Origin of the sequence: Providencia sp. PROV267 (assembly GCF_028477825.1) — a bacterium.
Classification (GTDB): domain Bacteria; phylum Pseudomonadota; class Gammaproteobacteria; order Enterobacterales; family Enterobacteriaceae; genus Providencia; species Providencia stuartii.
This window is the reverse complement of the sequence record NZ_JAMPLX010000002.1, coordinates 271,518-297,286: the sequence shown is the minus strand read 5'-3', so window position 1 is coordinate 297,286 and position 25,769 is coordinate 271,518. Positions and strand designations below refer to the sequence as shown.

29 protein-coding genes are annotated in these 25,769 nt (G+C 40.7%); 13 read left to right on the top strand and 16 right to left on the bottom strand.

Going from position 1 to position 25,769, the window contains the following annotated elements:
• Positions 1-195: 195 nt before the first annotated feature.
• Complete coding sequence (nhaB, locus tag PR709_RS02245) at positions 196-1,743, top strand: sodium/proton antiporter NhaB (protein ID WP_004920360.1); 1,548 nt, start codon at positions 196-198, stop codon at positions 1,741-1,743.
• A 239-nt stretch (positions 1,744-1,982) separates the two neighbouring features.
• Positions 1,983-2,504: a disulfide bond formation protein DsbB gene (gene dsbB / locus PR709_RS02240; RefSeq protein ID WP_036940423.1), complete on the top strand. Its 522-nt coding sequence runs from the start codon at positions 1,983-1,985 to the stop codon at positions 2,502-2,504.
• A 371-nt stretch (positions 2,505-2,875) separates the two neighbouring features.
• Here the strand turns inward: dsbB and PR709_RS02235 are convergent, their stop codons facing one another.
• The 3 genes from PR709_RS02235 to PR709_RS02225 form a co-directional block, all read right to left on the bottom strand.
• Positions 2,876-3,184 carry a DUF333 domain-containing protein gene (locus PR709_RS02235; protein ID WP_014656080.1) on the bottom strand — a complete coding sequence of 103 codons (309 nt, stop codon included), beginning with the start codon at positions 3,182-3,184 and terminating at the stop codon, positions 2,876-2,878.
• Between the two features lie 36 nt (positions 3,185-3,220).
• Complete coding sequence (locus PR709_RS02230) at positions 3,221-3,553, bottom strand: SMR family transporter (RefSeq protein ID WP_004920375.1); 333 nt, start codon at positions 3,551-3,553, stop codon at positions 3,221-3,223.
• A 144-nt stretch (positions 3,554-3,697) separates the two neighbouring features.
• Positions 3,698-4,861, bottom strand: coding sequence for a sugar transporter (locus PR709_RS02225; protein WP_272570703.1), 1,164 nt, complete (start codon positions 4,859-4,861; stop codon positions 3,698-3,700).
• Here PR709_RS02225 and PR709_RS02220 point away from each other — a divergent pair.
• Positions 4,773-4,994 carry a hypothetical protein gene (locus PR709_RS02220; RefSeq protein ID WP_223854892.1) on the top strand — a complete coding sequence of 74 codons (222 nt, stop codon included), beginning with the start codon at positions 4,773-4,775 and terminating at the stop codon, positions 4,992-4,994. The genes PR709_RS02225 and PR709_RS02220 overlap by 89 nt on opposite strands.
• Positions 4,995-5,094: 100 nt before the next feature.
• Here PR709_RS02220 and PR709_RS02215 read toward each other — a convergent pair whose 3' ends face one another.
• Positions 5,095-5,952, bottom strand: coding sequence for an NAD(P)H-hydrate dehydratase (locus PR709_RS02215; protein ID WP_004920381.1), 858 nt, complete (start codon positions 5,950-5,952; stop codon positions 5,095-5,097).
• Between the two features lie 143 nt (positions 5,953-6,095).
• On the opposite strand from PR709_RS02215, the gene PR709_RS02210 reads away from it, so the two are divergent.
• On the top strand, positions 6,096-6,317 hold the full coding sequence (locus PR709_RS02210) for a DUF2594 family protein (RefSeq protein WP_004920382.1): 222 nt from the start codon (positions 6,096-6,098) through the stop codon (positions 6,315-6,317).
• Between the two features lie 6 nt (positions 6,318-6,323).
• On the opposite strand, the gene PR709_RS02205 is transcribed toward PR709_RS02210, so the two are convergent.
• From PR709_RS02205 to PR709_RS02180, 6 genes are all read right to left on the bottom strand, one after another.
• Positions 6,324-6,446 carry a hypothetical protein gene (locus PR709_RS02205; protein WP_004920387.1) on the bottom strand — a complete coding sequence of 41 codons (123 nt, stop codon included), beginning with the start codon at positions 6,444-6,446 and terminating at the stop codon, positions 6,324-6,326.
• A gap of 48 nt (positions 6,447-6,494) precedes the next feature.
• Entirely contained in the window at positions 6,495-6,776 is a 282-nt protein-coding gene (locus PR709_RS02200) for a hypothetical protein (RefSeq protein ID WP_004920390.1), read from the bottom strand.
• Between the two features lie 229 nt (positions 6,777-7,005).
• Positions 7,006-7,887, bottom strand: coding sequence for a protease HtpX (htpX, locus tag PR709_RS02195; protein ID WP_004920393.1), 882 nt, complete (start codon positions 7,885-7,887; stop codon positions 7,006-7,008).
• 177 nt (positions 7,888-8,064) lie between these two features.
• Positions 8,065-10,107, bottom strand: coding sequence for a carboxy terminal-processing peptidase (prc, locus tag PR709_RS02190; RefSeq protein WP_004920397.1), 2,043 nt, complete (start codon positions 10,105-10,107; stop codon positions 8,065-8,067).
• Positions 10,108-10,126: 19 nt separating this feature from the next.
• Complete coding sequence (gene proQ, locus PR709_RS02185; RefSeq protein ID WP_004920399.1) at positions 10,127-10,819, bottom strand: RNA chaperone ProQ; 693 nt, start codon at positions 10,817-10,819, stop codon at positions 10,127-10,129.
• A 111-nt stretch (positions 10,820-10,930) separates the two neighbouring features.
• A complete protein-coding gene (locus PR709_RS02180) occupies positions 10,931-11,413 on the bottom strand; it encodes a GAF domain-containing protein (RefSeq protein ID WP_004920404.1) in 483 nt (160 codons plus the stop codon).
• Between the two features lie 136 nt (positions 11,414-11,549).
• Between PR709_RS02180 and yebS the strand changes: the two genes are divergently transcribed.
• From yebS to PR709_RS02165, 3 genes are all read left to right on the top strand, one after another.
• Complete coding sequence (gene yebS, locus PR709_RS02175; RefSeq protein ID WP_042116632.1) at positions 11,550-12,776, top strand: membrane integrity lipid transport subunit YebS; 1,227 nt, start codon at positions 11,550-11,552, stop codon at positions 12,774-12,776.
• The gene (locus tag PR709_RS02170) at positions 12,751-15,084 is read left to right on the top strand and encodes an MlaD family protein (protein ID WP_004920408.1); all 2,334 of its coding nucleotides are present in this window, start codon (positions 12,751-12,753) and stop codon (positions 15,082-15,084) included. Before yebS ends, PR709_RS02170 begins: the two co-directional genes overlap by 26 nt.
• A 147-nt stretch (positions 15,085-15,231) precedes the next feature.
• Positions 15,232-15,465 carry a DUF1480 family protein gene (locus tag PR709_RS02165; RefSeq protein ID WP_004920410.1) on the top strand — a complete coding sequence of 78 codons (234 nt, stop codon included), beginning with the start codon at positions 15,232-15,234 and terminating at the stop codon, positions 15,463-15,465.
• A 372-nt stretch (positions 15,466-15,837) separates the two neighbouring features.
• On the opposite strand, the gene PR709_RS02160 is transcribed toward PR709_RS02165, so the two are convergent.
• The 4 genes from PR709_RS02160 to ftnA form a co-directional block, all read right to left on the bottom strand.
• Positions 15,838-16,185, bottom strand: coding sequence for a DUF2511 domain-containing protein (locus PR709_RS02160; RefSeq protein WP_004920411.1), 348 nt, complete (start codon positions 16,183-16,185; stop codon positions 15,838-15,840).
• Between the two features lie 41 nt (positions 16,186-16,226).
• Positions 16,227-17,123: a copper homeostasis membrane protein CopD gene (copD, locus tag PR709_RS02155; protein ID WP_040133207.1), complete on the bottom strand. Its 897-nt coding sequence runs from the start codon at positions 17,121-17,123 to the stop codon at positions 16,227-16,229.
• A 2-nt stretch (positions 17,124-17,125) separates the two neighbouring features.
• Positions 17,126-17,512: a copper homeostasis periplasmic binding protein CopC gene (copC, locus tag PR709_RS02150; RefSeq protein ID WP_004920415.1), complete on the bottom strand. Its 387-nt coding sequence runs from the start codon at positions 17,510-17,512 to the stop codon at positions 17,126-17,128.
• 190 nt (positions 17,513-17,702) lie between these two features.
• The gene (ftnA, locus tag PR709_RS02145; protein ID WP_004920416.1) at positions 17,703-18,206 is read right to left on the bottom strand and encodes a non-heme ferritin; all 504 of its coding nucleotides are present in this window, start codon (positions 18,204-18,206) and stop codon (positions 17,703-17,705) included.
• 393 nt (positions 18,207-18,599) lie between these two features.
• Here ftnA and PR709_RS02140 point away from each other — a divergent pair, with 393 nt between their 5' ends.
• Complete coding sequence (locus tag PR709_RS02140; protein ID WP_014656087.1) at positions 18,600-18,830, top strand: DNA polymerase III subunit theta; 231 nt, start codon at positions 18,600-18,602, stop codon at positions 18,828-18,830.
• Between the two features lie 80 nt (positions 18,831-18,910).
• Here PR709_RS02140 and yebF read toward each other — a convergent pair whose 3' ends face one another.
• A complete protein-coding gene (yebF, locus tag PR709_RS02135) occupies positions 18,911-19,276 on the bottom strand; it encodes a protein YebF (protein WP_004920419.1) in 366 nt (121 codons plus the stop codon).
• Between the two features lie 177 nt (positions 19,277-19,453).
• Positions 19,454-19,639: a YoaH family protein gene (locus PR709_RS02130; protein ID WP_004920422.1), complete on the bottom strand. Its 186-nt coding sequence runs from the start codon at positions 19,637-19,639 to the stop codon at positions 19,454-19,456.
• 155 nt (positions 19,640-19,794) lie between these two features.
• On the opposite strand from PR709_RS02130, the gene pabB reads away from it, so the two are divergent.
• The 5 genes from pabB (at position 19,795) to PR709_RS02105 (ending at position 25,768) form a co-directional block, all read left to right on the top strand.
• Positions 19,795-21,171 carry an aminodeoxychorismate synthase component 1 gene (pabB, locus tag PR709_RS02125; RefSeq protein WP_004920424.1) on the top strand — a complete coding sequence of 459 codons (1,377 nt, stop codon included), beginning with the start codon at positions 19,795-19,797 and terminating at the stop codon, positions 21,169-21,171.
• Positions 21,155-21,715 carry a CoA pyrophosphatase gene (locus tag PR709_RS02120; RefSeq protein ID WP_004920428.1) on the top strand — a complete coding sequence of 187 codons (561 nt, stop codon included), beginning with the start codon at positions 21,155-21,157 and terminating at the stop codon, positions 21,713-21,715. The genes pabB and PR709_RS02120 overlap by 17 nt, the downstream gene beginning before the upstream one ends.
• 173 nt (positions 21,716-21,888) lie before the next feature.
• A complete protein-coding gene (locus PR709_RS02115) occupies positions 21,889-23,253 on the top strand; it encodes an L-serine ammonia-lyase (RefSeq protein ID WP_014656089.1) in 1,365 nt (454 codons plus the stop codon).
• Positions 23,254-23,908: 655 nt separating this feature from the next.
• Positions 23,909-24,880 carry a PTS mannose transporter subunit IIAB gene (gene manX, locus PR709_RS02110; protein ID WP_204282976.1) on the top strand — a complete coding sequence of 324 codons (972 nt, stop codon included), beginning with the start codon at positions 23,909-23,911 and terminating at the stop codon, positions 24,878-24,880.
• A gap of 87 nt (positions 24,881-24,967) precedes the next feature.
• On the top strand, positions 24,968-25,768 hold the full coding sequence (locus PR709_RS02105; RefSeq protein ID WP_004920443.1) for a PTS mannose/fructose/sorbose transporter subunit IIC: 801 nt from the start codon (positions 24,968-24,970) through the stop codon (positions 25,766-25,768).
• Position 25,769: the final 1 nt, after the last annotated feature.

Below are 25,769 nucleotides of genomic sequence, written 5' to 3'. Positions count from 1 at the left end.
ACGGATTATTATAGAAATCATACCAGATTGTCGTAAATTGAGATAGTTAGACCCCACATAAACAACAAAACCAATCATAAACTCCCATATAATGAATATATTATCTATTACTGATCAGACTTAATTTATGTAAAAGATAAGAGTAGTATGTGAATTTACTGTACAATACATCAAGTAAGAGGAAAACAATTCATAATGGATTTTAGTGTAAAAAGAGCTTTTTTAAAAAATTTTCTAGGGAATTCTCCAGATTGGTATAAGCTCGCAATAATAATATTTCTAATTATCAATCCACTGGTATTTTATTTTGTCAGCCCGTTCATCGCCGGGTGGTTACTTGTAGTAGAATTTATCTTTACCCTCGCCATGGCACTCAAATGCTATCCGCTGCAACCCGGTGGGCTTTTAGCCATTGAAGCCGTCATCATTGGCATGACAACCCCAAAACAGATCTCTCATGAGATCAGTAACAATTTGGAAGTCATACTGCTGCTGATCTTTATGGTCGCCGGTATCTATTTTATGAAACAACTGTTGTTGTTCGTCTTCACCAAACTGTTACTGAATGTTCGTTCTAAACGTACGTTGTCATTAGCTTTCTGCTTAGCAAGTGCCTTCTTATCTGCTTTTTTAGATGCGCTCACTGTTATCGCCGTTGTGATTAGCGTCTCCATCGGTTTCTATTCTATCTATCATCAATACGCTTCTAGCCAACACAGCAATACTGATCTACAAAATGACAGTTATATCGATACGGCTGAGAAGAAACAAACACTTGAGCAATTTAGAGCTTTCTTGCGCAGCCTCATGATGCATGCCGGTATCGGTACAGCATTAGGGGGGGTCATGACGATGGTTGGTGAACCCCAAAATCTGATTATTGCTAAGCATGTCGATTGGGATTTCGTGACTTTCTTTATACGTATGGCCCCCATTACATTACCTGTTTTTGCGTGCGGTTTAATTGTGTGTTTTTTGGTCGAAAAATTTAAATTATTTGGATATGGGGCGGAATTACCTGCAACCGTTCGCCAAGTCCTGACTGATCATGACCAAAAAAATAGCACTAAACGGACACAAAAAGAGAAAGCACAACTTATTGTGCAAGGCTTGATTGGTATTTGGTTAATCGTCGCCCTTGCCTTCCACCTCGCTGAGGTCGGGCTTATCGGTTTATCCGTCATCGTATTAACCACCGCCTTCTGTGGCATTACAGAAGAGCATGCCTTAGGTAAGGCGTTTGAGGAAGCATTGCCCTTTACCGCACTACTGACCGTCTTTTTCTCCGTCGTAGCGGTGATCATCGACCAGCAGCTATTTACACCATTTATTCAATTTGTATTGCAATCGTCTGAATCATCACAACTCTCCTTGTTCTATCTATTCAACGGTCTTCTTTCCGCTGTTTCAGATAACGTCTTCGTCGGTACTGTCTATATTACCGAGGCATTAAAGGCATCAAGTGAAGGGCTAATTTCACACCATCAGTACGAGTTACTCGCCGTTGCCATTAATACGGGAACCAACCTTCCGTCGGTTGCCACGCCAAATGGGCAAGCGGCTTTCCTATTCCTGCTGACGTCTGCATTATCGCCATTAATTCGCCTCTCCTATGGCCGCATGGTATGGATGGCTTTACCTTATACCGTCGTCATGACTGTGGTTGGGTTAATCGGTGTTGAGTTTTGGTTAATACCTGTCACACACTGGTTAGAAAGCTTAGGTTGGATTAGCCTACCTTAAGTTTAATCACCACCAACTCACCTATATTCAAAGCTACTCACATCGTCAGATGGAGTAGCTTTTGTTTACTCTATCCCCCTAATTCGGCATTACTCCTTATTTGAAATTACAAATAAAATGGTTTAGTTTGTAATGTTAGGTAAAGGCTTATTTAAAATCGCATAATTATTCTCTGGCACCTTTTTTTGTCTTACCAATAGGGGCAAAATGTGCGTACCATTAATTTAGGGAAGTAAAGTATGTTCAGATTCTTTAACTACTGCTCACAAGGACGAGGCGCTTGGCTGTTAATGGCCTTTATTGCGTTTATGCTTGAATGTGCAGCGCTCTATTTTCAGCACATTATGAAATTGCAGCCTTGTGTCATGTGCATCTATGAACGTGTTGCACTGTTTGGCATTATGATTGCAGGGTTAATTGGCGCAATAGCGCCACGCAAAATCGCTTTACGTTGGGTTGCCATCATTATTTGGGGCTACGCTGCATGGCGCGGTTTAGATCTTGCTTGGGAGCATACCATGCTGCAACTCAACCCTTCACCATTTGCATCATGTGATTTCTTCGTCAATTTCCCCGAGTGGTTACCATTAGATAAATGGGCGCCTGCTGTCTTTGAAGCAACGGGTGACTGTACGGTTAGGCAATGGGATTTCTTAGGGTTAGATATGCCACAATGGCTAATTGGTATTTATGCAGCTTATCTTTTAGTGGCTATCATTGTCGCTATCAGCCAATTTTTTCCATCACACAAAAAAGCATAGCGTAAATAGTACAATTCGCGTCCTATAAAGCGCATTGGCAGGCGCTAATGCGATGGCTCCCGATGAATGCCATTGGGAGCCACTTCTTATCATGGCATCTAGATTAAAAAATAAAAACTCATTCTGTTTTATCCACTCATGCGCTGCATTCATCCCCCTAGCTAAAAATAGCCGACCTACTGCCAACGATTTTTAAATAAATAACAGCCGAAATTACCCGCATTATTTAGATAATTGCGTGCGCTTTATCATTTAAATGAAAAGCAAGGGAGCGAAACGTGGAAATAAACTCAACAAATGGGTTAACTACAAAATTGATATAAAAAAGCCCAACATGATGCGTGATGGACTTTTTATCTGAGGGAATTTAACTAAATACAACTGCCTGTAAGTATGACATCAGCGGCACAACGTTTACCATTAGCAAATTGACAAACGGCGGTTTGGGCGCCATTCAATTCTAGGTTTAATGAAGGTAATCCACCCGCAGAAACACACGCTTCTTGCGCTTGAGGCCCTAAATTAACCACCTGTTGCGCATATTGGGAAGCTGAGCGATCGACATGATGTGCCGTATTTATGGTTTCTGAACTCCCACAACCTGCTAAAACAAACAGACTACCAACGAATAGGCTATTCCAAAAAGTAAACTTAAGCAGACTGCTTTTTTTTCGATTCATCCTAATCCCCATCCATAACTGTTTCTGTTCCCTGAATCAGTGAACACTGCTTTTAGAAAACAGATTGATGACCAAAACACCGACTATGATTAATAGCATACCAATAATTGCAGGTAAATCGAGTTTCTGTTGATAAATAAATATTGCAGCGACCGAAACGAGTACAATGCCTAAACCGGACCAAATTGCATAAGCTATCCCTAAAGGGATCAATTTAACCACTTGGGATAATCCCCAAAAAGAGACCGCATACCCAATGACGACAATCAACGATGGCCAAAAACGACTAAAACCATCTGATGCCTTTAATGTCGTTGTAGCAATCACTTCTGCGACTATAGACATCAATAAAAAACCTAGCCCCTTCATCAAGTCACCTTTTTATTATCTAACTTTATCAAAATGCTAAGAAATTTAGCATAGTTATCAATTGCTGTAATGAGCAAATATAAAAAAATACCCTGCAATAGAATCATTACTATTACAGGGGATTAAACATGTTAAGTAGTTTATTTAGTGTGCCATTGGCGCTGTTTTAACTTGTTCGCGAAATGACGCGCTATAGCGTCTAAATATAAAAGTACACCAAATTAATGAGATCAAGCCAAATATCGCCCCCACATAACCGATACTTGCCATCCCCATATGCACAATCACTTGGTTACCGAGCAAAGCACCACCACCGATACCAATATTGAAGATCCCCGAATAGATTGCCATTGCAAGGTCAGTGGCATCCGGTGCAAGATCAATCACCTTCACCTGCATACCCAAGCCCACGCACATGATGGCGATCCCCCAGAATATGCTTAAGATAACCAGCCAGCTTACATGACCACTGATTGGCATTAACAATAATAAACATATCGTCAAAACAGCAATCGCCACAGGTAGAAATGATAGTGTATATTTACCACTATAACGGCTAAAGATCATACTTCCCGCAATCCCCGCCACACCAAAAATCAGCAATAATAGGGTTGCAAAATTTTGGCTCTGTAGCGCGATATCGCGAACAAAAGGTTCGATATAGCTGTAGGCGGCAAAATGCGCTGTGACGACCACGACCGTCAGAACAAACAATCCGACTAACGCTTGGCGTTTAAAAAGTACTGGCAAGCTTTTTAATGAACCTGAATGCTCACTCGGCAATTTAGGTAAAAAGCGAATCAATGCAATCATGGTTAATAATGCGATAGCACTAATACATAAGAAAGTGACACGCCACCCTAATAACTGACCAATAACACGCCCTATTGGTAAACCTAACACCGTTGCTAACGCAGTACCTGTCGCTAATAAACCTAACGCTTGAGCCTTTTTACCCGCAGGTGCAACGCGGATAGCTAACGAGGCGGTGATCGACCAAAATATCGCATGCGACAATGCAACCCCTACTCTCGCCACAATCAAAACTTCAAAATTCCATGCAAAACCAGAAAGGATATGGCTTAAAACAAAGACAATAAATAGTAATGCTAATAACTTACGCCGTTCAATTTTGCTCGTAAGTAGCATCAGCGGCAATGACATAATGGCCACTACCCACGCATAAATGGTGATCATCAACCCGGTATGGGCTACTGTCATGTTAAAACTCGCCGCAATATCACTCAGTAATGCAACGGGAACGAATTCGGTGGTATTGAAAACAAATGCGGCGACCGCTAGTGCCACAACTCGGATCCAAGCTGTTTTTCTAGAAACCTGTGTCATTGTCTTTGCTTGCGCCTTTGTTGATATCAGCAAAAACCCATCCCCCAATCAAAAGCTGATCGGTATAGAAGCCACGTTATTGGATTTAAGCTGAGGTTTGATATTGCTTCGTTTCAAGGATTGAAAAGCAATCTAATTTATGTGAATGGTATCACATTTTTCTCAGGTATTTAAAGTGAGTCAATGCGAGAACATCAATAAAAAGTTGCTCTATTTCTGATAGCTCGCGCCTCATCAATGATTTCATGAGCCGTTAACCCAATAGGGCCTATACCTTTTTCTATTAGTAAGTCTGCCGCTTTACCATGCAACCAAACGCCGGCTCTCACCGCTTCTTCAATGGGTAATGATTGCGCCAATAAACTGCCGATAATCCCTGATAACACATCCCCACTCCCCGCTGTAGCTAACCCACTATTACCCGTTTCATTGCGCCAAGTTTGGCCATTCGGGGCAGAAATTATTGTATGGTGACCTTTTAACACTGCCCAGCAACCAAACCGCTGGCTGAGATGTTGCGCGGCACTCAACCTATCCGCTTGTATCGCCGTGACTGTTGTTTGTAACAACCTTGCGGCTTCTTTAGGGTGCGGCGTGAGTACTGTTTGTGATGATAAGGTTTGAGATAGGGGCATCTGAGCAAGTAGATTCAGGCCATCAGCATCAATTAACACGCTTTGCTGCTGTTCAACAAATGATAATGCTCTATCTATCAATAATTGCGCATCTGAAGATATACCTAAACCACAACCAATAACCCATGCTGTTGGTGTTTCACCATTTATCACTTCATTGGCTTGGCGCAACATTAATTCGGGGGCATGCTCTATAAGTTGCAATGTGAGTGGCGATTGATTAAACCCAATAATCACTTTGCCACAGCCACTTTTGAGCGCGGCAACGCCAGCAAGTACGCAAGAGCCGGTCATTCCTGCACTACCACCAATAATATTTAGCGTTCCAAACGTGCCTTTGTGACTCTGCTCTGGTCGAGGCTTAACAAATAAAGGGAATTGCTCTGCTAGCCACTGTTTTTCTATTAAAGTTAACATCACTAATCCTTTTGATATTGCATTGCGACCTTTTAATTCCTATCTGAATTCTTCATCTTAATTCATCATGTTATGGCGCAATCTATAACCTTTCTATGATACAATATTAGCAAACTCACGAATTTTTAAAGGATACTTTATTAATGAAAGCACATTTTCCAACTCAACCTGATGTGAATGAATTAGCAGCAGAAGTGACCTGTATAAAAAACCTGCTTGCACATATGCTCAAAGCAATTGGTCAAGCTGATGCAGGTAAAATTCTGATTAAAATGGAGCGTGAAATTGTATCGATGGAAGATGAAAAACAAGCTGAGACTTATCGTAATACGCTTGAACAGATCAAAGCAGGTTTTCGCCAATAGATTATTTTAACGATAAGTGCTATTTAAGGGGCTTTGTTGTTCAATTACACTTAAAACTGCACAAATAACTAAATATCCTTTATCGAAATAATTTATCTTTGCTCTCGAATTAAACCATTCTTTATTCATTTAGCTCCCCCTTCAAATCTCTATGAAGGGGGCTTTTTTTATTCTAGATTAATCTTTGACTTTTCCGTTATAAATATCTTGGCAATGTTGGATATATTTTTCCAACGTTATTTCGCCAGATGGGTCACGGTGCGCTTTTTGTTCTTCAAAAGCCCATACAGTAAAAGCCTGACCTAAATTAGCACCGGACATTCCTACTTCTTTATACATGCGGTGATAAAAACCCGTTGGAGATTGGTAAATTTCAAATTTAAAGGGAACTAAGCGCGCTGGATTTTCTACCGTCATAAACTCATTGCCAAAAACCAACGTTTTTACAAGTATGTCCATTTTATATCCTTAATATTATCTAATTCTGTTAAGGCTCATTTTCATCATTTCTTCGTTCATCATAGACCCTTCATCTACCTGACCCCAAAGAAAATCTACGAAATTCCACTTAAAGAATACACTAATTTGATCTGCATTAAATTAATTTTTGCCCATAATAAAAAACCCATGATAGATTTTTCACTACCATGGGTTTTCATCAATTTTTATGGCTAATTAGCCAACTTAACTATTTCAAATATTCGCCAGAACGTAGCGCTTCAATACGTTTATCTAATGGCGGGTGTGACAAGAAAAGTTCACTAAATGCTTTGCCACGACCATTGATACAAAACGCCATTAAACGGCCTTCTTCTTGTGGTTCATAACTGGTTTTCAAACGTTGCAGCGCAGCAATCATTTTTTCTTTACCGACCAACTTCGCTGAACCAGCATCTGCATGGAATTCACGATAACGAGAGAACCACATGGTAATAATGCTCGCTAAGATACCGAATACAATTTCTAATACCATTGAAACGGCAAAGTAAACCATTGGGTTACCGTTACTGCTTTCGCTTTCTTCATCATTGCTCGACATAAAGCCAGAAACGAATTGAGCGATGATACGGGAAATAAAGATCACAAACGTGTTCACAACACCCTGTAATAGCGTCATTGTCACCATATCGCCATTTGCGATATGACTGATCTCATGGGCAATAACCGCTTCTGCTTCATCACGGCTCATATTTTCTAGTAAACCCGTGCTAACCGCTACTAATGATGCGTCACGACGTGCTCCTGTAGCAAATGCGTTAATATCCGGCGCGTGATAAATCGCAACCTGTGGCATTTGAATACCCACTTGCTGAGCTTGGCGGCTTACCGTATTGATTAACCATTGCTCAGTTTCATTGCGGGGCGATTCAATCACTTCTCCACCAACCGATTTAAGTGCCATCCATTTTGACATTAACAGCGAAATAAACGCACCACCAAAACCAAATAGGCCAGCCATAATCATCAGGCCTTGAACACTGCTCCCTTTAACACCTGTTAAGCTTAAAATTATCCCAAACACAAACATAACGGCTAAGTTTGTGAGTAAGAATAAGGCAATTCGCATCATCTTTTTTTGATTCCTTGGTAAAAATAAATATCACGAAGAATTTAGGGTATAAATAAGGTTTTTTCATACTTTTTCAAGTGTTTTAACACGAAAAAACCAAAAATTAACATAACTTTACACAGGCTATGAAAAAGGCCAGCGATTGCTGGCCCTAATTTAATTTACTGTTTAACCAAATTATTTTTTATTTGGCAATAAATGGGTATCAGGATTAGCAAGATCAATAGCAATTTTAACTGTTTCGTCCAAATACGGGTCAGGCCCTTCGTAATCCTTAGGTAAATCATCAATTGACTTCAATAGAGGCTTACCTTCTTTTGCATTACGCTCATTGATACGTTTTAGTTTCGTTGCTTCAATTTCATTATCTTCCTTCAGACGTTGTGCATAATTTAACGAAATAAGATTTTTACTCTCTTTATTCGCTTTATAATGTGCAATGTCCTCATCGATATACTTAAACTCTGTATCTTGGCTAATACGTGCTAAGTGTTTAGTTTTTAAGTCTGATAAATCGGAAGTCACATCCCCGACCTTACTATAATTGGCAGGCGGAATACTATCCCATGGCAATGCGTTATCTTCAAAGCTTTCCCCCGTTTCAGCAGGATCTTGCCCTGTAGGCATAACAATATCCGGTGTTACCCCTTTACGCTGAGTACTGCCACCATTAACACGGTAGAATTTTTGAATGGTGTATTGCACTGAGCCTAATGCAGGCCAATCAGGCTTCAGCATTTGGTCATAAACACGACTCAAACTTCTATGTTGTTGAACAGTCCCTTTACCAAAAGTTGGTTCGCCGACAATCAGCGCCCGACCATAATCTTGCATTGCCGCCGCAAAAATTTCAGAGGCGGAAGCACTAAAGCGGTCAACAAGAACAACTAACGGCCCTTTGTAGTAAATGACATCGTCATCGTCTGCATCCTGACGCACTTGCCCATTATTGTCACGGACTTGCACAATTGGCCCTTTAGGAATAAACAAACCGGATAATGAAACGGCCTCTGTCAATGCACCACCGCCATTACCTCGCAGGTCAATAACTAGGGCAGAAACGTTATCTTTCGCGATTTTCTGTAGTTGCGTTTTAACGTCATTGGTTAAACCAACATAGAAACCCGGAATATCTAGTACGGCGACTTTTTCATTCCCGACTTTTTTAATGTTCAGTTTAACGGCACGATCTTCTAAACGAATTTGTTCACGAACGATAGTGACTACATGGGGCTTAGCCCCTTTTGTGTCAGATACCACTTCCAAACGGACCTTACTTCCTTTAGGCCCTTTGATCAGTGCGACCACATCATCGAGTCGCCAACCAACCACATCAACCATCGGCTTACCAGTTTGGCCTACACCGATAATTTTATCGCCTACTTTTAATTCTTTACTTTTTGCTGCCGGCCCACCCGCAACCAATGAATTAATCACTGTATTTTCATCGTCTTGCTGCAAGACTGCACCAATCCCTTCTAACGACAAACTCATTTCAGAATTAAACTGTTCAGTATTGCGCGGAGAAAGGTAGCTGGTATGAGGGTCGATTTCGCGAGCAAAAGCATTCATGATTAATTGGAAAACATCTTCACTTTGCCCTTGCGTCAAACGTCTTAAAGCAAAGTTATAACGCTTAGTGAGTTTTTCCTTAATCTCTTTATCATCTTTGCCTGATAGCTTCAGGTTCAGCCAATCATACCTGACCTTTTGATCCCAAAGCTTATCTAATTCTTGCTTATCTTTTGGCCAAGGCATTTTACTACGATCGACTTCAATAAAGTCATTCGCATCAAAATTCATTGGTTGCTCAAGACGAGCTAATGCATATTGGAAGCGTTCAAAGCGTCTTTTCTGAGAAAGGTTGTACAGGTCATAGAACGTATCTAGTTTTCCATTTTCCAGCCATTCACCGACTTTAGCTTTATCTTTTGCATACTCATCAACATCTGACTGAAGCAAAACGTTATGACCGTAATCCAACATATTCAGATAACGATCAAAAATTTTACCGGAAAACGCTTTATCCAAATCAAATTGGCGATAATGAGAGCGGGTAAACCTAGATGTTACCCTTTCACTTACTGTGCCATGCTGAGTATCCTGTTTTAATACAGGTAACTGAGCAGCAGTGAACTGTGTCACTGCTTGAGGATTCGCAATTGCACTACCAAAAGTGGCAACACTAACGACTAATGCAATCTTTAAAAGTTTGTTCATGCCCTGATTGACCTCCGTATCAGAACTTTAAATGTTCCGCGCGCACAATCATTGCCATTCCTGTTGGCAACTGAACTCTGACACCATCTTTAGCAATTTCCAGCACAGACGCATCCATCAGACTTGTACCAACTTTCACTTTCAGAGTCTGACCGACCTGAAGTGCGTTAATATCAGTCACTGATTTCAATTTTTGCTCTGGAGATGCTGCACCACTACGGCGCTGAGGTTTAGTCGAAGAGTTTTGTGGGCGTTCTTTATTTTCTGACTGGCGATGGCGCGGCGCTTTGTCTTTTGCTGCTGCCGGATTGCGGGTGTTTTTATCACCTGATTTTTTGGCTGCTGGTCGTTTCTGCGCTTTTTGCTCTGCACGTTGCGCTTGAACTCGAGCTTTTGCCTCAGTCAATTGTTGACGAGCATGCGTAATATGCTCCGCCTCTAATTCACCACAATCATTACCATCTAAGTCAACGCGCTTAGCGCCTTCTTTAACACCGTAGAGATAACGCCAGCTAGAGGTATACATACGCAATGCCGAACGCAATTGCGTTTTGCTAATACCATCTTCTTCGGTCAAACGCCCTACGATATCTTGAAAAATTCCGACTTTTAACGGACGTGCTTCGCCTTCAGCGATAAAACAGCGTGGAAAACGCTCAGCCAAAAACGCGATAACTTCTTTACTACTATTCAACTTAGGTTGATTTTCCATGAAATTTCCTGATAACAACGATTTTGCCAACCAGCACGGGCATGAACAAGCCGACATTATAATAGCGTTGCAGACAATTGCCACGTTCCTATTAAGTTAACATACCAATATTTAATGATAATTTGGCATCGAACACATTGCCAGATGTTGACACAACTGGCTTACAAGATGTTTTAAACCAATTTCATCATTTTGATCAAAGTGATTGAAATTTGGACTATCAATATCCAGCACGCCTAAAACCTGACCATTAACTTCCAATGGAAGCACGATTTCGGCATTACTTGCCGAATCACAGGCTATATGACCAGAGAAAGCATGCACATCATCAACACGCTGAATTTTATTTTGGCTATATGCCGTACCGCAGACACCTTTGCCAAACGGTATTCTGACACAGGCTATCTTTCCTTGAAAAGGACCAAGCACTAACTCTTGTCCACTTCTTAAGTAAAAACCCACCCAGTTAATACCTTCTAGGCGCTCATACAACAACGCGCTTGTATTCGCCAAACTTGCAATTAAATCATATTCTCCTGCCAATAGTGCAGACAAACTATCTGAAAGTTCGTGATAATACTTGTTTTTATCCATAAAATTTTCTTGTAATAATTAAATGATGCAATAGAGTAAACAATTTGTGCACCCTGTAGGTTAGCAAGTTGTCACTAAGCCGTAAATTTTTTTACACTAGATTACACGCGCGGCTAACAACTCCATGAGTAAAACAATGAATCACATTAATCATAGTGACATAATTTCGCAACACTGCTGCTATTGCAATCTTAAATTATCTATTCCTTCACATGATACTCAACAGGTTGTGATATGCCCGCGTTGCCACAGTCAGCTTGACGATGGCCGTTCTTGGTCACTAAACCGCTTATTTATTCTTTCTATTACATTATTAATGTTGGCACCTATCGCATTTTGGCAACCATTGATTTCAATCCATTTATTGGGGACACAAATCTATGCCAACGTGATCGAAGGTATTAGGCTCATCAATTCTCAAGGTGACCCATTCACTGCGAGCATTATCGCCTTCTGTGCCATCGGCGCACCTCTGCTTTTGCCGATTTCTATCGTTTATCTCTATATAGGAAGGCGTGTTCGCCTAAATCTACGCCCCGTCCTACTGATACTAAGTCGTTTAAAAGAATGGGTTATGTTGGATGTCTATCTTATTGGATTGGGGATTGCTGCAATCAAAATGCAAGATTACGCCAGCGTATTTTTGGGAAATGGTTTAATCGCTTTTATTACCATGACAGTAATTAGTCTGTTAATATTAATCCACCTAAATGTCGAACAACTTTGGCAGCTCTTCTACCCTAAAAAAGAGCAAGCTAATGACCCTCATGCTTTAACATGCCAAGCTTGCCACTATACCGGGCCTGCAAATTCACGAGGAGTCTGCCAACGCTGCCATCGCCCCTTACACTACCGCGAGCCATATAGCCTACAAAAAACATGGGCCGCACTGATTGCAGCGATGATCTTGCTTTTTCCTGCTAACTTAATGCCAATTTCCGTTGTCTATCTTAACGGGCAACGCATGGAAGACACCATTTACTCTGGTGTCGTTTCATTAATTGAATCAGGTAATTGGCCCATTGCTATCATTGTTTTTATCGCCAGTATTTTAGTGCCTTTTATTAAGATCCTGATCATGATTTTACTGTTATGCTCCATTCAACGTTGCAGTCAGACGGATCCGGTATTGAGGATGAAGTTATTAAAATTTGTGACATGGATTGGCCGTTGGTCAATGCTGGATTTATTTGTTATCGCACTCATGATGACGCTGATTAACCGTGATCAGCTAATGTCTTTTACTATGGGCCCTGCCGCATTGTTTTTCGGTATCGCTGTAGTTTTAACCATACTCGCTGTCGAGTGGCTTGATAGTCGTTTAATTTGGGATTCTTATGGAAAATCAAAATCAACAAAATGAACCTGTAGAGCAAGAGGCGATTTTACGTAAACGAGCACGTATATCACCCTTTTGGCTATTGCCTCTTGTCGCTGTGTTTATCGCAGGTTGGTTACTTTTCCAACATTGGTTGGAACAAGGTACTGAGGTGACAATTGAATTTTCCTCTGCTCCCGGTGTAGTTTCAGGTAGAACACCGATCCGCTACCAAGGTGTCGAAGTTGGGTTGGTGCAATCTGTCACCGTTAGCCAAGATATGAAGAAAATTATTGTTAAGGCCAGTATCAATAAAGATATGAAGCCCGCACTCACCTCTGGCACCAAATTTTGGCTCGTCACACCTAAAGCCTCATTAGCCGGTGTTTCTGGCTTAGATGCACTTGTTGGCGGTAACTACATCGGTATGCAACCTGGGGCTGGTGAAGAGCAACACAACTTTATCGCTCAAGACTCCCCGCCACAACTACAAACCGAAGAGGGGCAATTACTCATTTATCTCACGGCTAAAGACTTAGGCTCATTGCATGAAAACTCACCGATTTATTATCGCAAAGTGCCCGTTGGTTATATTTCTGACTACACGATTTTGCCTAATGACCAAGGGGTTTCTATCGCTGCCATAATAGAAAAACGGTATACCCGATTAGTGAGAGAAAACAGTCAATTTTGGAATGTTTCAGGCTTCCAAGGCGGCTTTGATTTAAAATCTGGTGTGAATGTCAAAATGGAAAGCCTTTCTGCTGTAATCAATGGTGCTGTTGCATTTGATTCACCGACTAATAGTGCCCCAGCACAGGAAGGGCAACAATTTGTTTTGCATCCAAACAGGCATGATATTGGACAGGATGAACAGCAAAATAAAAATAGTTTAGTGGTTTCATTATGGTCTCCTGACACCTATGGCGTCGATGCCGGACAACCTATCGTTTATCGTGGAATAAAAATAGGTGAAGTGTTACAGCGTAACTTACTTGATGATAAAGTTACCTTCCAAGTTGCGATTTTGGATGAGTACCGCCATCTTATCCGTAACGATACCAAGTTTGTTGCCAATAGCCGCGTTGATGTCCAACTTGGCTTAACGGGGATCCAGTTTCAAGGTGCAACGCCGCAAGAGTGGTTAGATGGTGGAGTTCATTTATTGGTTGGAAAAGGTAAAGAGCCATTGCCTGAAACGTTCCCATTATATCGAAGTGATGATAATGCTAAGGCGGGTATAACAGGTTCATCACCCACCACCACAATTACATTAAACACTAACACCCTTCCTGATATTCAGGCAGGTTCAGTAGTACTTTACCGCCAATTTACTGTCGGTGAAATAGTCTCAATTAACCCAACCAAAGACGGTTTCGCGGTTAATATTCATATTTCTAGTCAATACCGTCATCTACTAACAGATAAAAGCGTCTTTTGGGCAGAAGGCGGCGCTAAAGTCAAACTCAATAGCAGTGGATTAACCGTTCAGGCCGCTCCTCTTACACGAGCAATTAGAGGTGCCATTAGTTTTGATAATATTCCAACGGCCAAACTTGATAGTGCAAGGCAACATACCCTCTATCCAAACGAAACTGCGGCAAAAGCCATTGGGAGTGTCGTGACTTTAACCACTTTTGATGCGTCTAAATTGTCAGAAGGGATGCCGATTCGCTATTTAGGTATCGATATTGGACAAATCGATTCATTGAAATTATCGCCAAATAACCGCGAAGTGAATGCACGCGCGATCCTTTATCCAGAGTATGTGCAAGCTTTCACGAAAAGTGGCAGTCGCTTTGCTATTGTCACACCAGAGCTTTCTCCTTCTGGCGTCAATAACCTCGATACCTTGATCCAACCTTATATCAGTGCCGAGCCAGGACGAGGAAATAGAAATCGTTACCAATTTGAACTACAAACGGCCAATATTACAGACTCGCGTTACTTAGATGGCTTAACAATTATATTAGATGCCACCGAAGTTGGCTCTATTCAGGTTGGAACCCCTCTTCTCTTTAGGGGAATGGAAATTGGTACAGTTACTGGTTTATATTTGGGAGAGCTTTCCGACCGCGTATATGTTGCGACTCGAATTGGTAAAGAGTTCCAATACCTGATCCGCGACAATACCCAATTTTGGATCTCTTCAGGTTATAACCTCTCCTTTGGCCTCACAGGCGGCATGATCAAGAGTGGCACCTTCAAGCAGTTTGTTCGGGGAGGTATCTCCTTGGCGACCCCACCAACGGTGCCTCTCGCGCCGAAAGCGAAGCCAGATCAGCATTTCATTCTAAAATTAGAACCTCCTAAAGACTGGTTAGAATGGGGAACATCCATCCCTAAACAGTAATCACTAGAAAGGTGCATATTTTAACAATATTGCACCTTTCTTTTAACTTGCCCTTAAAAAACATTTTGGAAATCGATTCCATTTGTACTATGCTTAATTTTGTTGAGTCGTAACGCCACAGCTACACATTAATCGAGAGGTAACATTATGCGCATAGTTAATTTGAAAATATCTTCCTATGAAATCAATGACGCCATCATGTCAGATCATAAAAGTGATACCCTCAGTATACCTTGTGACTCTGATACTGAGTTTTGTATGCAATTAGATGGTTGGGATGAAAATACCAGTATTCCTGCACTCATCAATGAGAAACCCGTTCTGTTATACCGTCATCGTTATGACAAAGATAATCATCATTGGGTGATGAGAGTGGCTTAATTGATGAAATCACTATTAGGTGGGCTACAAACAACAGGCAAAAAAAGAGGCCTGGTAGATTCCGATTACCGGGCCTTGGGAAATGGCTCTGGCAGAGCCGTGCGCTAAAAATTGCCATTGAGACGTAACAAAGTACAATTTAATACTAGCTTGCTAAACGCACTCTTACCATACTAATTATCAATTATTTTACATATTATTAACACAATTTATTTCTTAATATTCCAATATCGAGCTATTTGATTGATAGGTACACCCTATATCGATGATAAGTACAACCTTTCAACTTTTTGTTGATAATAAAAAATGCCACAAGTTATAAGCATAATCGCCTATAACCTATGGCATTGCTCTTCTTTAATAAAGATGAGGTTACGAGTTGTTACACAGCTTCTTTGCCGCTAATTTGAGTGGTTCTACGCGCTCTTCCGCGCTTTTTTCCGTCTCAATTGGCTTTAATAAAATATCGATCGGCTGTGCTTTGATCTCTTTTTTCTCCATTTGAGCCTGTGCCACATCATTGAGTGGGTACTGCATGAGTGTGGCAGGGTTGATAACAATCAGTGCACCATTACTTCTACATTCCAGCATCACTTCTTCTCGGGTAAATGGCCAATCATCACCAAACTGCTTTTTACTTACTGTCTCAATGGGTGCCGCAGCCACCGTAAAGCTAGTACTTGCCAGTAATACAGAACACAGCGCTAATTTCAGTTTCATACAACTTACCTTGTTAAAACATCAAGTTCACTATCAGGTGATTATACAGGTTGATAGGTCGCAAAAATAGCAACGGCTAAAATTGCCGTAGTACCTAACAGTAGCTCAATCCAACTATTAATAATCAAATACTGTAACCGCCCTTTTCTTTTAATATTCGGGACCAGTATATAGCGGTTCACTAAGGCTAAAATGACCATTAGTGCAACTAAGCTGATTTTTAACCAAAGCCACGATTGGTATTCTGAACCGGTATAATTAAACGGCCAATTTGGCAGTAATGTCATCGAGCTGATTATGCCTGTCACCACAACAATAATGACAGCAACGTGCCCTACACGAGAAAAACGGATCAAACTAGCAAAAATTTGCTTATCTAAGCCTGGCGCTAATTCTTTTTTATCTCGCAAGAACTGAATGCAAATCAAAAACGGCCATAATCCGCCAAACCAATAGGCTGAACTTATAAGATGAAGAAATTGATTTAAACGGTTTAACGCCCCAATGACACCACCATACATCGCGGCATGGCCAATCAAGGCATGTAAACCGAGGAGCACAATAGAAAGTAGTAATAACAGATAAAGCCGGATATTTTGTGAACGGATAAAAATCACACCTAATGTGATGACAGCAAACACCAATTCCCAACGCCAAACCAGCCCAAACGTTGTGCCAAATACACTTGACCAAATATCAAAGTCTAGTGCTTCTTCCCAGCCATCCCCCATCAGCCCAGCTTGGGCAGCCATCCAGCCAAAGGCTGTAACCACGGTGACTACTGCACTAAAGATAATCGCTCGATTAAGATAGCGACGAAGGATTTGACTAAAAGCACCCACACTTAATATCGCTGCGAATATTGACATTCCACACATCAACATCGCAGCAATAAAATGGGAAAAGCGTATAACTGTATAAAATGCCTCTAAAGACATGATTATTTCACAGTAAAGCTATATTCGCCTTTCGTTTTATGACCATCAACGGATACCACACTCCAATTTACATCATACTTTCCTGCTTCTAATTTGCTTTCAATTGGAATGATAACCTTGGTGTCATTGTTTGAATCTAACGCAGGCTTGCCTGTTTTCACGACGCTGTCATTAGGCCCCGTCACTTTCACTTTTGCAAAATTAATCTCAATACCTTCAGAGAAATTAAGGGTGATTGATTCAGGAGCCTTTTCAACCGCCGCACCTTCTGCTGGTAGTTGATCTTTTAAGTGCGCATGAGCGAATGCCTGTTGAAATGACATACCTAAAAATAGGACTGCAACAGCACTCAATTTACGCCAAGATGATTTGATTTGATAGATTGCCATAATTAGTAACCCCTTAATTTGCAGGTGAATTTGGATTATTTAGCAATCATTATACGAAAGAAACAAGCTTTCGCTGCCAAAAAATGAATTTGGCTGTTGAAGATGTGATTATCAACACAAAATGAAAAGAAAAAGGCTCATGAGCATTGAAATTAATCACTACAAATCATGAACCTATTGATGTTTTATATTAAACGTGGGCGGATGTAGACATATTTTTTAAATCTTTATCCAATAGGAATAGCGCTTTGCCACTTTCACCGACCATATCCAATTTGTCTAAGATTGATTTGAACAATTTCTCTTCTTCATGTTGTTCAGCAACATACCACTGTAAGAAGTTAAATGTGGAATAATCTTGGGTAGTGATGGCTAAATGAGCCAGTTTATTAATTTCCGCTGTAATTTGTTGCTCGTGCTGATAAGTCAGCGTAAATACATCACCGATTGATTTAAAATCAACAGGAGGCGCGGCGATTTGACCTAATTTTGGCAGTGCACCAGTATCGCTAAGATAGTCAAATAAACGCTGCATATGCTCCATTTCTTCTTGAGAATGTGCTTTTAAAAATGCCGCAGCACCTTCAAAACCTTTATCGCTACACCATGCGCTCATCTGTAAATATAAATTCGCAGAATAAAACTCGAGGTTTAACTGCTCATTTAATTTATTGATCATGTCATTCGTTAACATATTTTCTTTCCTTAGTTATCAAGATTAATGCTTTTATTATGCACATTCTAAAAATAATTAAAACCCTAAAACAATAATAAAACAAAAAAATACAATTTACTGATAATTAATAACTTTTTGTAAAATTAATAATAATCAATCTCATTATCCTTAGTGGTATTTACTTGTGTTTTAATGAAAAAAATTATCATTGTTATTTAATAAAATAATACATTCTCATTATAATCAATAGTTGAGTTATTAAATATAATCTTACGTAAAAATAATTATTTCTCTCAATCAATTCAAAATATTATTTCCCTATATTTACGCCATAAGTAACGAGGCAGCTAGTGATTTTTTCCGATAAATTGCTACACTACCCCCTCTACATTGAAGTGATTGAGAGTGGATATGAGTCATAACCTTGCATTGTTACCCAAAGACGAAATGGATAAAGTCAATGTTGACCTACAAGCCTCGGGGGTTGCCTTTAAAGAGCGCTATAATGTTGCCGTGATCGCAGAAGCTGTCGAGCAGGAGCAACCTGAGCACCTTAGAGCCTATTTTCGTGAACGGTTAGCCCACTACCGCCAGCTTTCACAACATTTTTCTCGTCTACCCTACGAGCCCAAAAATCGCTAAATATGATTTTTAGGCACGAATAACTAAAAAGGAGAAGCATCACTTCTCCTTTTTAGGACATCGCTACAAATCGAGATAGATTATTTTACAGAGTGATATGTAATAGTGGATTTTTCACAATCAACAGTCACATTATATTGCAGATCTTGCTTAGAGCCTCTGACTGTTAATGGCACTTGGTAACCCGTCTCTGTTTTCGTCACATCTTGATTATTAACCCATGCGACGGCTTTTTTACCAACTAATGCCTTTTCTTCTGCCCAACGTGGCAAGCGATTATTCATAAAATCGTTTTTAACTTGTGCAGCAATTTGAGGCTCTGCCAATTTTCCACAACTAATAAACGGAGCCGCTTTACCTTCTTCTTGGTTGGCGCTGAATGCAATCGAACTAAATAACAGTGCGCAGCCACCTAAAGCAAAACCAATTTTCTTACCAGCCTTCATGCTTCCTCCGATCCCTATAAAAATGTTGGGTAACAAATTATATCAGTGACCATAGTTAATTTTATACGACATTTATCTAATATAACTAAAATAGTAGAAATAATTATAAACTGCCAGAATGGTATGACTTAACTAATATGTATCAGATTTTAGCATAAATGTTAATAGTTTGTTTTGTTAACGTTCATTTTCTTCATCAAAACGTACTTGAATCTGCTCTTTATCTTTGTATCTTTCACGGATTTCCTGTGCAACGAGCGCAATCGCTTCTCCGCTACTCATCCCATCAGCCATTAATTGGTGGATACGTTCAACCGCTTCTTGCTGTTGTTGATGATTAAGCGCTGGCATACCTGAAAACATGTCAAAACCCCTTCTTAACTGGTTAGTTTTAAATCGTGCGGAGAGAAAATAAAAAATTTTAGCTTAATTTTAACAGCTCTTGGCTTCTTAAGATAAGATATATGCTAATCTGGTTATCAGTTCTTTTTTATCGACTTAGCGTTTAGTATATACAAATGGTTATCAATAAAATACAACTCCCCTATTATCCTGATGTTGCTATTGACTATTTTACGCCACTAGCCCATCAACCTTGGTCAATGCTGCTCCATTCAGGCAATGCCGAGCATTCGCATAACAGATACGATATTGTTGTGGCTGATCCTATTGCAACGCTAACCACTATTGGCGATAAAACGACGATCACCCACCCGCATTCGGTTGAGAGTTCAGACGCAGACCCATTTAACCTCCTTCAACAAACTATTGAACACTACGCCCCTGACCATGCTAGTGATGATACGCTTCCTTTCACTGGCGGTGCTCTCGGTATTTGGAGCTACGATTTAGGTCGTCGTATCGAAAAAATGCCACACATAGCGACTACGGATTTATCGTTTCCAGATATGGCCGTTGGGATATATCAATGGGCGTTGATTGTCGATAATCAAGAAAAAACGGTCACCTTATTCAGTTATTCTGATACCAATAAACGCCTTGATTGGTTGAAGAAACAAAAAGCTTCACGTAAAACCAAGTTCGCCCTTACCAGTTCATGGCATTCAAATATGTCACAAGAGCAGTATCACGAGAAAATCGGCCAAATACATGAATACTTGCGTAGCGGTGATTGCTATCAAATAAATCTAGCGCAGCGTTTTCAAGCAAAATATAAGGGTAATGAGTGGGATGCATTTTTATTATTAACCCGAGCAAATCGCGCCCCTTTCTCTTCTTTCATTCGTCTTCCTAATAATGCGGTGATCAGCATTTCGCCTGAACGCTTTATTCAGTTACAAGATGGTGAGATACAAACACGTCCAATCAAAGGCACACTACCTCGTTTAGAGGATGAACACGCCGATGCCATGCAAGTCGAAAAATTGGCGAATTCCCCTAAAGATCGTGCTGAAAACTTGATGATTGTCGATTTACTCCGTAATGATATTGGTCGAGTTGCACAACCAGGAACAGTCAAGGTCCCTGAATTATTCGCTGTCGAAGCCTTCCCAGCGGTTTATCACTTAGTTAGCACAATTACTGCAACACTTGATAAACCCTATACGGCAACAGATCTTCTGCGTGCAAGTTTCCCGGGAGGCTCAATTACTGGTGCCCCTAAAATTCGGGCAATGCAAATCATTGAAGAGCTTGAACCTCATCGTCGTCATGGCTATTGTGGCGCTATAGGCTATATTAGTTTTTGTGGCAAAATGGATACCAACATTACCATCCGTACACTGTTAACAGATAAAAAACGGATTTTTTGCTGGGCTGGCGGTGGTATTGTGGCAGATAGCCAAGCGGATAAAGAGTATCAAGAAACCTTTGATAAGTTACGGCTGATATTACCCGTGTTAGGAGAAGTAAAGCACGATGACCAAACTGAATGAGTTTATAAACCGCTTTCAGTTTACCCTGCCAGTGACTCGCCGAACTCAACGGACGGCGAGCAAATCTGCTGCCGTTCTTCTGCCTATTATCAATAAAACCACTCCCACATTATTATTAACGCAGCGTTCCCCTTTTTTGCGTTCACATGCCGGACAAGTGGCTTTCCCAGGAGGGGCACGTGACCCTGAAGATGGCTCTCTAGTGACTACCGCGCTGCGAGAAGCCTATGAAGAAGTGGCTATTCCCCCAGAGAAAGTCCAAGTACTTGGGCAACTCTCGCCACAACAAAGTATTGGCGGTTACGAAGTCACCCCAATCGTCGGCCTGCTCCCCGAAGGCATTAATTATCGCCCTAATCCTAGTGAAGTGGCCTCTGTATTCGAGGTTCCGCTATTTGATGCGCTGTCACTGAATCAACATAAATATGTTGATATCAAACGTGCTGGTCAAAGTAACCGTATTTTCTTCTATTGGCATAATGGACATCTCGTTTGGGGTCTCACTGCCGCCATCCTTCATCAGCTAGCTCTGCAACTCAAGTAGTCATTTTGTGCCATAATTGAATACATTTTGTGCTATTCTGTAGCAATTGGCCTTTTGTTACTACCTTATTTTAAAAAATAATTTAAACTTACTGGTTAACACTACTAAATAACAGTAAAGTAGCGCCCTTTAAAATAAATCACTAAATATCTACTTTTTTTAAGGAGTCCTGCGTGATAAGCGTATTCGACATGTTTAAAGTGGGCATAGGTCCTTCAAGCTCTCATACCGTCGGCCCAATGAAGGCGGGAAAAGAATTTGTCGATGATTTGGTAAGCAAACAATTATTACCAAGCGTCACACGCATTGCGGTCGACGTTTATGGCTCTCTTTCACTCACTGGAAAAGGCCACCATACTGATATTGCAATCATTATGGGCCTTGCTGGCAATTTACCTGCTACTGTTGATATCGAATCTATTCCTGGCTTTATTGAAAACGTTGAAAAGACTGAAAAGCTACCCTTAGCTAACGGCACTCACACGGTAGATTTCCCACGGGAAGGTGGAATGAACTTCCGCCTAGATAATCTGCCTTTACATGAAAATGGTATGACTATCCATGCCTTTGCAGGCGAAGAAGAAATTTATACCAAAACTTACTACTCAATTGGTGGCGGTTTTATTGTTGATGAGGAACATTTTGGTCAATCTGTTCTGGATAGTAAACCCGTTTCCTACCCATTTAACTCAGCAGAAGAACTTTTGCTTCACTGCAAAAAAACGGGGTTATCCATCTCTAGCTTGATGATGAAGAATGAGCTTGACCTTCACACGAAAGAAGAGATCGATGCCTATTTTGCCGATGTGTGGAAAACCATGCAGGCTTGTATTGAACGCGGGTTAAATACCGAGGGAGTTCTACCGGGGCCACTGCGCGTACCTCGTCGTGCGCCAGCATTGAACCGTCTTGTCACATCATCAAGCAAACTGTCCAATGACCCGATGAATGTCGTTGATCTCATTAATATGTTTGCATTAGCGGTTAACGAAGAAAATGCGGCAGGTGGTCGCGTTGTTACTGCCCCAACCAACGGTGCCTGTGGTATCGTTCCTGCGGTTTTGGCTTATTACGACCACTGCATTGAGCCTGTTACGCCGGAATTATACACACGTTATTTCCTTGCGTCGGGGGCTATTGGTATTCTTTATAAAATGAATGCGTCTATCTCTGGTGCGGAAGTGGGTTGCCAAGGCGAAGTTGGTGTTGCTTGCTCAATGGCAGCGGCAGGCCTTGCTGAATTGTTTGGTGGTAGCCCTGAACAAGTTTGTGTTGCCGCTGAAATCGGTATGGAGCACAACCTTGGTTTAACCTGTGACCCTGTTGCAGGACAAGTTCAAGTACCTTGTATTGAGCGTAATGCGATTGCATCCGTCAAAGCCGTCAACGCAACGCGTATGGCACTCCGCCGTACGAGTGAGCCACGTGTTTCTCTCGATAAAGTAATTGAAACGATGTACGAGACGGGCAAAGACATGAATGCCAAATACCGCGAAACTTCTCGCGGAGGTTTAGCAATAAAAGTCCAATGTGACTAGGGTCTTTATTCACTAGTCATTAATTGAATCACTTCACCGATGCCGCGTATTTTACTTTGATTAAACACGCGGCATTTTTTATCAAGTATTGTTGATTATTATCTGACTTAATTGTTTAGGGTGATCTTTAATACGTCATTTTTCGCCTACTTGGCTTTTCTATTTTTAATTTGTAACAAAAACTTAATTAAATCGTTACTTAAATCCCTTGTTTACAAAACAAACGTTTTTCAGAACTTCCTACTGCTGAAACGTGTCATTTTTCGTCTATTTTTTGCCCAACATTTTAAATCCCTTACTCTTTTTGCTATTTTTTTGTTACCGATAACAGTCACATACACTGTTTTTGTCATATATATAGTTTATTTATTTAATAAAACCAATATACTCAGACAATATATGTATTTTATTTAAAATAAAATACATGTTTTTAATTTTCTGACGCAAAACAAGTTTTTACACTAATGCGAAATGTTATGCTACGGATATTGACTCTAATGGTTAGCAAATTAACAGTTTTCTAACTGAATAAAATAGAGTGAATTTATTCAGCTAAAATTATCAATATCATTTTCTATTAGGAGGTTTAATTAAGCTGATTCAATTTTGACCTGATTTACAAATTCCGTTCTATATCTGTTAAGAGGGAAATCAAGTGAGTATAGCTATTATGATTGGTACACACGGTGTGGCGGCAGAGCAACTTCTACGAACCACCGAAATGTTGATAGGCGAGCAAGAAAATGTCTCGTTTATTGACTTTGTACCAGGGGAAAACGCAGACACCCTATTTGATAAGTACACAGCAAAACTAGCTGATTTAGATACCTCCCAGGGGGTAATATTTTTAGTTGATACATGGGGAGGTAGTCCCTTTAACGCAGCTAGCCGTATCGTAAACGAGCATGAAAACTATGAAATAGTCACTGGCGTTAATGTGCCTATGTTAGTTGAAACTTTTATGTGTCGTGACGATAACCCTTCAATAGACGAATTAATCTCCGTTGCTTTAGAAACAGGCCGTGGTGGTATTCGGGCACTGAAATTTAAAGAGCCAGAAGCCGCTGCTACTCCATCCCCAGCACCCGTTCAACAACCTGCTCCAGTACAAACAGTCACTGCTGGCCCTGGCGAACATATGGTGATTGCACTTGCGCGTATTGATGACCGATTAATCCATGGTCAAGTAGCTACACGCTGGACAAAAGAAACTCGCGTTAAACGCATTATTGTCGTCAGCGATGAGGTGGCAAAAGATCAGGTACGTTCAACATTACTAAAACAAGTTGCTCCTCCTGGCGTAACAGCACATGTCGTTGATATTGCTAAGTGTATTCGTGTTTATAACAACCCAAAATACGCAGGCGAACGCGTCATGTTATTGTTCACAAACCCAACGGATGTACAACGTTTGGTTGAAGCTGGTGTTGATATCACCTCTGTCAATATCGGTGGTATGGCGTTCCATGAAGGAAAAACTCAAGTTACGAATGCGGTTTCTATCAACCAAAAAGATATTGAAGCGTTCAACTATCTGAATGATAAAAATATTGAATTAGAAGTACGAAAAGTCGCTTCTGACAGCAAAGTTCAGATGATGGATTTGATTAAAAAATTTAAAAATTAGTCTTAGTTAAACCGTTAATATTATTTAATTTTAACCATTACTCGAAAACAGATTTACCAAACTTGTTTGGTTACAGGAGATTAAACAATGGAACTCACCGTTGTTCAAATAGTACTGGTTTTCATCGTGGCCTGTATCGCTGGTATGGGTTCTATTCTCGATGAATTCCAGTTCCATCGCCCACTCGTTGCCTGTACGCTTGTCGGTATCGTTTTGGGAGATATGAAAACCGGTATCATCATCGGTGGTACGCTGGAAATGATCGCATTAGGTTGGATGAACATTGGGGCTGCTGTCGCACCTGATGCCGCACTTGCATCAATTATTTCAACCATTCTGGTCATTGCTGGTGGACAAAATATCGGAGCTGGTATCGCCATCGCAATTCCACTGGCGGCGGCTGGACAAGTCCTTACCATTATTGTGCGTACCGTTACCGTTGCATTCCAACATGCTGCTGACCGTGCTGCCGTCAGTGGTAATTTAACTGCTATCAGTTGGATCCATGTTTCTGCATTATTACTTCAAGCAATGCGTATTGCGATCCCAGCGCTTATCGTTGCAGTTTCTGTTGGTACCTCTGAGGTAAGAGAACTACTGGATTCAATTCCACAGGTCGTTACTGATGGTCTGAACATTGCTGGTGGTATGATCGTTGTTGTCGGTTATGCAATGGTTATCAATATGATGCGTGCAGGCTATCTAATGCCATTCTTCTACTTAGGCTTTGTTACTGCGGCATTTACCGAATTTAACCTTGTTGCGCTGGGTGTGATCGGTGCGGTTATGGCTATCCTGTATATCCAACTCAGCCCGAAATACAATAAATCTCAAGTTGTTGTCGCACAAAATAATAGCAACAACAACCTTGATAATGAATTAGACTAGG

Coding starts and splice junctions, on each gene's coding strand:
- nhaB (WP_004920360.1), top strand. CDS start 196: ATGGATTTTAGTGTAAAAAGAGCTTTTTTAAAAAATTTTCTAGGGAAT.
- dsbB (WP_036940423.1), top strand. CDS start 1,983: ATGTTCAGATTCTTTAACTACTGCTCACAAGGACGAGGCGCTTGGCTG.
- PR709_RS02235 (WP_014656080.1), bottom strand. CDS start 3,184: ATGAATCGAAAAAAAAGCAGTCTGCTTAAGTTTACTTTTTGGAATAGC.
- PR709_RS02230 (WP_004920375.1), bottom strand. CDS start 3,553: ATGAAGGGGCTAGGTTTTTTATTGATGTCTATAGTCGCAGAAGTGATT.
- PR709_RS02220 (WP_223854892.1), top strand. CDS start 4,773: ATGTTAAAACTCGCCGCAATATCACTCAGTAATGCAACGGGAACGAAT.
- PR709_RS02215 (WP_004920381.1), bottom strand. CDS start 5,952: ATGTTAACTTTAATAGAAAAACAGTGGCTAGCAGAGCAATTCCCTTTA.
- PR709_RS02210 (WP_004920382.1), top strand. CDS start 6,096: ATGAAAGCACATTTTCCAACTCAACCTGATGTGAATGAATTAGCAGCA.
- PR709_RS02205 (WP_004920387.1), bottom strand. CDS start 6,446: ATGAATAAAGAATGGTTTAATTCGAGAGCAAAGATAAATTATTTCGAT.
- PR709_RS02200 (WP_004920390.1), bottom strand. CDS start 6,776: ATGGACATACTTGTAAAAACGTTGGTTTTTGGCAATGAGTTTATGACG.
- htpX (WP_004920393.1), bottom strand. CDS start 7,887: ATGATGCGAATTGCCTTATTCTTACTCACAAACTTAGCCGTTATGTTT.
- prc (WP_004920397.1), bottom strand. CDS start 10,107: ATGAACAAACTTTTAAAGATTGCATTAGTCGTTAGTGTTGCCACTTTT.
- proQ (WP_004920399.1), bottom strand. CDS start 10,819: ATGGAAAATCAACCTAAGTTGAATAGTAGTAAAGAAGTTATCGCGTTT.
- PR709_RS02180 (WP_004920404.1), bottom strand. CDS start 11,413: ATGGATAAAAACAAGTATTATCACGAACTTTCAGATAGTTTGTCTGCA.
- yebS (WP_042116632.1), top strand. CDS start 11,550: ATGAATCACATTAATCATAGTGACATAATTTCGCAACACTGCTGCTAT.
- PR709_RS02170 (WP_004920408.1), top strand. CDS start 12,751: ATGGAAAATCAAAATCAACAAAATGAACCTGTAGAGCAAGAGGCGATT.
- PR709_RS02165 (WP_004920410.1), top strand. CDS start 15,232: ATGCGCATAGTTAATTTGAAAATATCTTCCTATGAAATCAATGACGCC.
- PR709_RS02160 (WP_004920411.1), bottom strand. CDS start 16,185: ATGAAACTGAAATTAGCGCTGTGTTCTGTATTACTGGCAAGTACTAGC.
- copD (WP_040133207.1), bottom strand. CDS start 17,123: ATGTCTTTAGAGGCATTTTATACAGTTATACGCTTTTCCCATTTTATT.
- copC (WP_004920415.1), bottom strand. CDS start 17,512: ATGGCAATCTATCAAATCAAATCATCTTGGCGTAAATTGAGTGCTGTT.
- ftnA (WP_004920416.1), bottom strand. CDS start 18,206: ATGTTAACGAATGACATGATCAATAAATTAAATGAGCAGTTAAACCTC.
- PR709_RS02140 (WP_014656087.1), top strand. CDS start 18,600: ATGAGTCATAACCTTGCATTGTTACCCAAAGACGAAATGGATAAAGTC.
- yebF (WP_004920419.1), bottom strand. CDS start 19,276: ATGAAGGCTGGTAAGAAAATTGGTTTTGCTTTAGGTGGCTGCGCACTG.
- PR709_RS02130 (WP_004920422.1), bottom strand. CDS start 19,639: ATGTTTTCAGGTATGCCAGCGCTTAATCATCAACAACAGCAAGAAGCG.
- pabB (WP_004920424.1), top strand. CDS start 19,795: ATGGTTATCAATAAAATACAACTCCCCTATTATCCTGATGTTGCTATT.
- PR709_RS02120 (WP_004920428.1), top strand. CDS start 21,155: ATGACCAAACTGAATGAGTTTATAAACCGCTTTCAGTTTACCCTGCCA.
- PR709_RS02105 (WP_004920443.1), top strand. CDS start 24,968: ATGGAACTCACCGTTGTTCAAATAGTACTGGTTTTCATCGTGGCCTGT.